Source organism: Spirillospora sp. NPDC047418, assembly GCF_040643275.1.
Classification (GTDB): Bacteria; Actinomycetota; Actinomycetes; order Streptosporangiales; family Streptosporangiaceae; genus Spirillospora.
The window spans coordinates 1-6475 of the sequence record NZ_JBEYTW010000179.1 but is presented as its reverse complement, the minus strand read 5'-3'; the positions used below and the strand labels follow the sequence as shown (position 1 = coordinate 6475).

Below are 6475 nucleotides of genomic sequence, written 5' to 3'. Positions count from 1 at the left end.
GTTGTTATGGGGGACGGCATAACAACAACACGCCGCAGGTCAACGAAAAGTCAGGCGGCTATGTCGGCTTCGATGAGGTCGGCGTTGATCATGGCGGCGGCCATCGAGCCGGCCGAGGCCGCCATGATGACCTGGCCGCCCGGGAAGGTGACGTTGCCGGCCGCCCAGACGCCGGGGACGCTGGTGCGGCCGGTCTCGTCCACCTTCACGAAGCCGTTGTCGCCGATCTCGCAGCCGAGGTCGGTCAGCGGGCCGTCCTTGGCGACCCACGTCGGCGCGACGAACACGGCATCGCAGGGCAGGACGGAGCCGTCCGCCAGCTCGAACCCGGTGATGCGGTCGTCGTCGGCGACGAGGCGCCGCGCCTCCGCCTCCACGACGCGGACGCCGCGCGCGTCCAGCCGGGCCGCGTCCTCGCCGGTCGGCGCCTTCGCCGCGAGGAACGTCACGTCCGGCGACCACTGCCGCAGCAGCGACGCCTGGTGGACGGAGTTCGGCGACGACGCCAGCACGACGATCTTCTGGTCGCGGACCTCCCAGCCGTGGCAGTACGGGCACATCTGGACTTCGCGGCCCCAGCGGTCCTGAAGGCCGGGAATGTCCGGCAGGACGTCGGTGACGCCGGTGGTGACCAGCAGCCGGCGTCCGCGCAGGGCGGTTCCGTCGGCGAGGGTGAGGACGAAGCCGCCGGCCGCGTCCCCGGCGGCGTGCTCGACCCGCCCGGAGACGATCTCCCCGCCGTAGCCGCGCACCTCGGTGCGGCCGGTCTCCAGCAGCGCCGCGGGCGGCATGCCGTCCCGGGTGAAGAAGCCCTGCATGTGCTCGGCGGTCGCGTTGCGGGGCTCGCCCGCGTCCACGACGGTGACGTCGCGGCGGGCCCGGGACAGGACGAGCGCGGCGCTCAGCCCGGCCGGTCCGCCGCCGATGATGAGTACTTCTCGTTCCCTGTTCTCAGTCATGCCGCGAGGATGCACCGGGGCTTCCCGGATTGACAAACTTCTTTGCCGATCCTGCAATAGAGGCATGGAGACCACCGAGGACGTCCTCGCCGGAGTCGGGCCGAGGCTGCGGCGGCTGCGGCAGGACCGCGACATCACCCTCACCGCGCTCGCCGAGGCCACCGGCATCTCGGTGAGCACGCTGTCGCGGCTGGAGTCGGGCAAGCGGCGGCCGAGCCTGGAGCTGTTGCTGCCGCTCGCGCAGGCGCACGGGGTCCCGCTGGACGAGCTGGTCGGCGCCCCGGCCGTCGGCGACCCGCGGATCAGGCCGCGCCCGAAGAAGATGGGCGACATGACCGTGCTGCCGCTGACCCGGCGTCCCGGCGGGGTGCAGGCGTTCAAGATGATCGTCCCGGAGCGCCGGTGGACGGGCGAAGCGCAGACCCACGAGGGCTACGACTGGCTGTACGTGCTGAACGGGCGGCTGCGGCTGCACCTCGCCGGCCGCGACCTCGTCCTGGAGCCGGGGGAGGCCGCCGAGTTCGACACCCGGCTGCCGCACTGGTTCGGCGCCGTCGACGGGACGGCGGAGGTGCTCTCCCTGTTCGGCCCGCAGGGGGAGCGGATGCACCTGCGGGCCAGACCCCGACAGAAGTGACATAACTTGGTTATCCGTGCAGACCGCCCAACCTCCCCAGGAACGCCCGGATGACCAGAAGGCCGTCCCCATGGCGTGGCTGCTGTGGAGCGTCGGCGTCCTCGCCTACGCGGTCGCGGTCCTGCACCGGACGTCGTTCGGCGTCGTCGGGCTGGACGCCGTCCACCGGTTCGACGCGTCCGCCGGGATCCTCGCGTCCTTCACCGTCCTGCAACTGCTCGTCTACGCGGGCCTGCAGATCCCCGTCGGGCTCATGCTCGACCGCGTCGGCCCCCGCCGGATGGTCGCGGGCGGCGCGCTGCTCATGGCCGGCGGGCAGGCGCTCATGGCCGTGTCCACCGACATCGGGACGGCCGTCGCCGCCCGCGTGATGGTCGGCGCGGGCGACGCCATGACGTTCATCAGCGTCCTCGGCATCGTCGCGACCTGGTTTCCCGGGCGGTACATCCCGGTCGTGACGCAACTCACCGGGCAGCTCGGGCAACTCGGCCAGGTGCTCAGCGCGATCCCGCTGGTCGCGCTGCTGCACGGACCCGGCTGGGGCACCGCGTTCGGGTCGGCGGCGGCCCTCGGCGTCCTCATGGCGGTGCTGTCGATCGCCTTCCTGCGGGACGGGCCGGGCCACGCCGACGTTCCCACCCTGCGCGAGACCGGCGCCAACCTCGTCGAGGCGTGGCGCCACCCCGGGACGCGCCTCGGGCTCTGGTCGCACTTCGTGACCCAGTTCTCGTCCAACACGTTCGCGCTGATGTGGGGCTACCCGTACCTGGTGTCGGGGCAGGGCATGAAACCGGCCGCCGCGTCCCTGCTGCTGACGCTGTTCGTGCTGGTCAACGTCGTGTCCGGCCCGCTCATCGGACGGCTCGTCGCCCGCTACCCGCTGCGCCGGTCGTGGCTCGTCCTCGGCATCGTCGGGATGAACGTGGCGGCCTGGGCGGTGGTCCTCGCCTGGCCGCCGCCCGCCCCCGCCTGGCTGCTGGTGCTGCTCATCCTGTGCGTCGCGCCCGGCGGCCCCGGCTCGATGATCGGCTTCGACTACGCCCGGACGTTCAACCCGCCCGGCCGGCAGGGCACCGCGACCGGCATCGTCAACGTGGGCGGGTTCATCGCGTCCCTCGTCACGATCCTGCTCATCGGGCTCGTCCTGGACGCCCTGTCGCCGGACGGCGAGTTCACGCCCGAGGCGTTCCGCGCCGCGTGGACCGTCCAGATCGGCATCTGGGCGATCGGCATCACCGGCGTTCTGCGGACCCGGCGGCTGGCCCGCCGCCACATCGGCCTCAGCACCGGCCGCCGGCGCCGCCGCTGATCAGGCCGATCAGGCCCGCTCAGGCGCGCAGCTCTAGCGTGCAGCACTTGGGCCCGCCGCCCGCCTTGCGCAACTCGGACAGATCCACCGGAACCGGCTCGTAGCCGTGGGTCCGCAGCGTCGCGATCAGCCTGGTCGCCTCGGCGTTGATGACGACGTTGCGCCCGTCGCACACCGCGTTCAGGCCGAGCACCGCCGCGTCCGCCTCGGCCGCGATGACCGCGTCCGGGAACAGCCGCTCCAGCACCGCCCGGCTGCCCGGCGAGAACGCGCCGGGGTAGTAGGCGACGTTGCCGCCGCCGAGCGGGAACAGCGCGGTGTCCAGGTGGTAGAAGCGCGGGTCGACGAGCCGGAGCGTGACCACGGGACGTCCGAGGAACTCCTGCGCCTCCTGGTGGGCGGCGAGGTCCGTCCGGAACCCGGTCCCCGCGAGGATCACGTGGTCGAGCGTGAGGAAGTCGCCTTCGCCCTCGTTGGTGTGCTGCGCCTCCAGCACCTCGGCGAACCCGTTCTCCCGCATCCATGTCATGTACGCGGGGCCTTCCGCGTGCCGCTCGGGGAAGGTGAACTTCGCGCCGTAGACCCGTCCGCCGACGACCAGCGCGCCGTTCGCCGCGAACACCATGTCGGGCAGCCCCTTGATCGGGTCGATGAGGCTGACCTCATGCCCGAGCGCGAGATAGGCGGCCCGCAGGGCCTCCCACTGCGCGACGGCCGTCCCGGCGTCGGCACCGGCCGCCGGGTCCATCCAGGGGTTGATCGCATAGGTGACGGCGAAGTGCTCAGGACGGCACATCAGGAAGTGCCGCCGCAGCGCGGTGCGCTCAACGGTGCTCGGCTCCATTGCCGGCATGACGGTCATACGTGTCTCCAGGGAGGTCCGAGAGGGGATCGACTAATCGAAAGCCTAGGAACGAAGCCGCCGCAATCCAATGCGCCAACCTTGCTCTCACCTGGCACTTCGTTGCGCGTTTCCTCCGCAGACGCGCTATTCATTGCGCCGGTGATGCCGGACGCCGCCCAGCGCCCCGGCGACCCACGGCCCGAGCAGCACCCGCACCCCGGTCGCCGCCCGCACCGGATCGGCGCAAGGCCCCAGCAGCACGCCCGTGGACGAACGGAACCAGGCGGCGGGACCGCCTCCGGCGTCCGGGACGAGGGCCACGGCGATGGTCTCGCCGATCACCGGAACCCGCGCGTCCAGGACGCGCAGCAACGGCCGCCCGTCCGCGATCCGCAGGGTGCACGTCCATCCGCCGTCCGCGAGGACGCGCGCCAGCCGCCGAAGGCGCGCCTCCGCGCCGGGCTCCGTCACCGCCCGAGGACGCGCTTGCAGGCGGGCGTCTCCAGGACCTGCACCCACCACACCGTCTTGCCGCCGCCCTTCGCGGGGTGCCAGCCCCACTTGTCGGCGCACGCGGCGACCACGGCCATGCCCCGGTGCCCCTCGTCGGTCTCGGACGCGGCCACGACCCGGGGCACGCCCGGCTCGGGGTCGGTCACGTCCACCCGCAGCCGTCCGTCCATGATCCGGACCCGTACGTTGACGACACCGCCGACCCGCAACTCGTCCCGCACGTGCCGGACGGCGTTCGTGACGACCTCGGACGCCAGCAGAACGGCGGTGTCGATGTCGTCCTCCGCGACACCCCACCCGCCCAGCACGCCCCGAACCGCCCGCCGAGCAGCCCCCGGCGCCCGCTCGTCCAACGCCCACATATACGTCCGCGCCGCCTGGCTCGCGCGTGTGATGCCACCCCGCCGCAGCAGTGTGCGCCTACGATCGCCCATGGGTCCGACCTCCGTTGTCGGATCAAGGCCCCGGTGCAGGTGGTGGCTCACCGGCCGGGGCCGCCTCGTCCTTCTTGGACGCAGGACACGGCGTCCTGCGTAACTCAGTGAAACCGTGCGCGCACGGACCGAGAAAGGCGACAATGGGGGCGTTGGAGGGACACAAGTCCGCGCCGAAGGGCACCCCCATGACCGACCTGCCCCGCCCCCCGTGGGCCGCCCGCCTCGAAGCCGAACGCCGCGCCCGCGGCTGGGGCCCGTTCAAGGCGGCCCGCCGCCTGTACGCCGCCGCCGGCATCGATCATCCCGACCTGAGCCAGGTCAAGAACCTGTCCCGGCAGATCAACCGCCACGAGAAGGGCGAGGTCTTCCCGTCCGACTGGGGCTCCGCCTACGCCACCGCGTTCGGAATGGAAGAAAAGGATCTATTCGGGCAGGAATCGACCGATCAACCGATGGGTACCGTAAACCCGACCCCCATTCCCGACGACGGGAACGAAGACGTGAAACGTCGCGCCGCACTCCAGTTGATCGCCGCCCTGGGCGCCGGAGCAGCCGTCCCGCCGGGAACCCTGGAGGAAGTCCTCGCCGGCATCGACCGCGCCGCAGGCCAGGCCGTCGACCTGGACGAATGGGAACAAGTGGTTTATGAGTACGGCCAGAATGTCGTGACCCGGCCGACGGGATCGTTGGTCGGCGGCCTTACGGCCGACATCATCGCCGTGGGACGGCTGCTCGACCGGGCAGGGACCCCCCAAGAGCGAGCCGGCCTCCTGAAGGTGAGCGCGGGCCTCTCCGGTTTGCTGGCCATCGTGCTGGGTGATGCCGGCGAGGAGCGTTCAGCCCGAATCACCTGGGGCACCGCCCGCCGTGCCGCCGACAATTCCGGCGACCGTGACCTGCAGGTGTGGACGCGCGGGAGAGCGGCCCAGGATGCGTTCTGGGCGGGCAGGCCGCATCAGTTCGTCGTCGGCCTGATCGACGAGGCCATAACCCTGGCGAACGGAACGCCCTCAGCCGGATTGGCCCGGGCCCATGCCGCCCGCGCCTACATGGCGGCCGACCAGAGGGACGATCGTGTGGCGCATGCCTCCTTGAACAAGGTCAAGGAAATGGCGGGGCAACTGCCCGATGGAACCCAGACCGTCCTGGCGTTCCGCGAAAGCCAGCTGCACTGGACGGAATCGTACGTCCTGACCCGAGTCGGAAATTCCCAGGCCACGGACGTGCTCGAACGGGCGATCAGTTGCTATCCGGACGGCTCGGTCGTGCCGCTCAAGAACTTGTCACTGATGCGGGCCGAGGCGCTCGTCCGGGCTCGGGATGTAGACGCGGGCCTGCAAGAAGCCGTATCGGCGCTCCAGGAACACCCTGAATACCTGGCGGCCGGCACGAGCACACTCGCGGCCCACGTCCTCGCTGCCCTGCCCGCTCAAGCACGTGCACTACCCGCAGCCCGAGAACTCCGCGCCCTGACGCCTGCCTGAAGGTGCGGCACCGTACCGATCGCTGAGCCCAGCCCGGCCGTGTATGTCGAGCCCGTTGCACGTCCCCGCTTCACCCCGAGCGCGGGCGCTGCCGGTGACGTCGAAGTTTGCGAGGCCCCAGGTCCGCTGAACTTGGGTGTGGTGGCGCATGCGGGTCGCCACGTTGTTGATCTGCGGCGTGTTGTTGTTTTCGACGTGGCGGTTTCTAGTGTCTGTTGCGACGAGGTCTTTGGAAGGATCTTGTTGTGCCAGGAAAGCGTTTGACGAGTGCCGAGCGTGCGCAGATTGAGGT

General features: G+C 71.0%; 7 protein-coding genes. 3 read left to right on the top strand and 4 right to left on the bottom strand.

The annotated features are described in order from the left end of the window. Nucleotides 1-50 precede the first annotated feature (50 nt). A complete protein-coding gene (locus ABZ806_RS44615) occupies nucleotides 51-959 on the bottom strand; it encodes an NAD(P)/FAD-dependent oxidoreductase (protein WP_500225987.1) in 909 nt (302 codons plus the stop codon). A gap of 64 nt (nucleotides 960-1023) precedes the next feature. Here ABZ806_RS44615 and ABZ806_RS44610 point away from each other — a divergent pair, with 64 nt between their 5' ends. After that, the gene (locus ABZ806_RS44610; protein ID WP_500225984.1) at nucleotides 1024-1596 is read left to right on the top strand and encodes a helix-turn-helix domain-containing protein; all 573 of its coding nucleotides are present in this window, start codon (nucleotides 1024-1026) and stop codon (nucleotides 1594-1596) included. Nucleotides 1597-1612: 16 nt separating this feature from the next. Further along, nucleotides 1613-2905, top strand: coding sequence for an MFS transporter (locus ABZ806_RS44605; RefSeq protein WP_500225981.1), 1293 nt, complete (start codon nucleotides 1613-1615; stop codon nucleotides 2903-2905). Nucleotides 2906-2924: 19 nt separating this feature from the next. On the opposite strand, the gene ddaH is transcribed toward ABZ806_RS44605, so the two are convergent. The 3 genes from ddaH to ABZ806_RS44590 all read right to left on the bottom strand — a co-directional run bounded on the left by ddaH (nucleotide 2925) and on the right by ABZ806_RS44590 (nucleotide 4624). Further along, entirely contained in the window at nucleotides 2925-3767 is an 843-nt protein-coding gene (gene ddaH, locus ABZ806_RS44600; protein ID WP_500225978.1) for a dimethylargininase, read from the bottom strand. A 126-nt stretch (nucleotides 3768-3893) separates the two neighbouring features. Next, the gene (locus ABZ806_RS44595; RefSeq protein WP_500225976.1) at nucleotides 3894-4220 is read right to left on the bottom strand and encodes a hypothetical protein; all 327 of its coding nucleotides are present in this window, start codon (nucleotides 4218-4220) and stop codon (nucleotides 3894-3896) included. Further along, on the bottom strand, nucleotides 4217-4624 hold the full coding sequence (locus ABZ806_RS44590; RefSeq protein ID WP_500225974.1) for an ATP-binding protein: 408 nt from the start codon (nucleotides 4622-4624) through the stop codon (nucleotides 4217-4219). Before ABZ806_RS44590 ends, ABZ806_RS44595 begins: the two co-directional genes overlap by 4 nt. 260 nt (nucleotides 4625-4884) lie before the next feature. Between ABZ806_RS44590 and ABZ806_RS44585 the strand changes: the two genes are divergently transcribed. Continuing rightward, nucleotides 4885-6183, top strand: coding sequence for an XRE family transcriptional regulator (locus ABZ806_RS44585; protein WP_500225972.1), 1299 nt, complete (start codon nucleotides 4885-4887; stop codon nucleotides 6181-6183). The last annotated feature ends 292 nt before the right edge of the window (nucleotides 6184-6475 follow it).

Coding starts and splice junctions, on each gene's coding strand:
- ABZ806_RS44615 (WP_500225987.1), bottom strand. CDS start 959: ATGACTGAGAACAGGGAACGAGAAGTACTCATCATCGGCGGCGGACCG.
- ddaH (WP_500225978.1), bottom strand. CDS start 3,767: ATGACCGTCATGCCGGCAATGGAGCCGAGCACCGTTGAGCGCACCGCG.
- ABZ806_RS44585 (WP_500225972.1), top strand. CDS start 4,885: ATGACCGACCTGCCCCGCCCCCCGTGGGCCGCCCGCCTCGAAGCCGAA.
- ABZ806_RS44610 (WP_500225984.1), top strand. CDS start 1,024: ATGGAGACCACCGAGGACGTCCTCGCCGGAGTCGGGCCGAGGCTGCGG.
- ABZ806_RS44590 (WP_500225974.1), bottom strand. CDS start 4,624: ATGTGGGCGTTGGACGAGCGGGCGCCGGGGGCTGCTCGGCGGGCGGTT.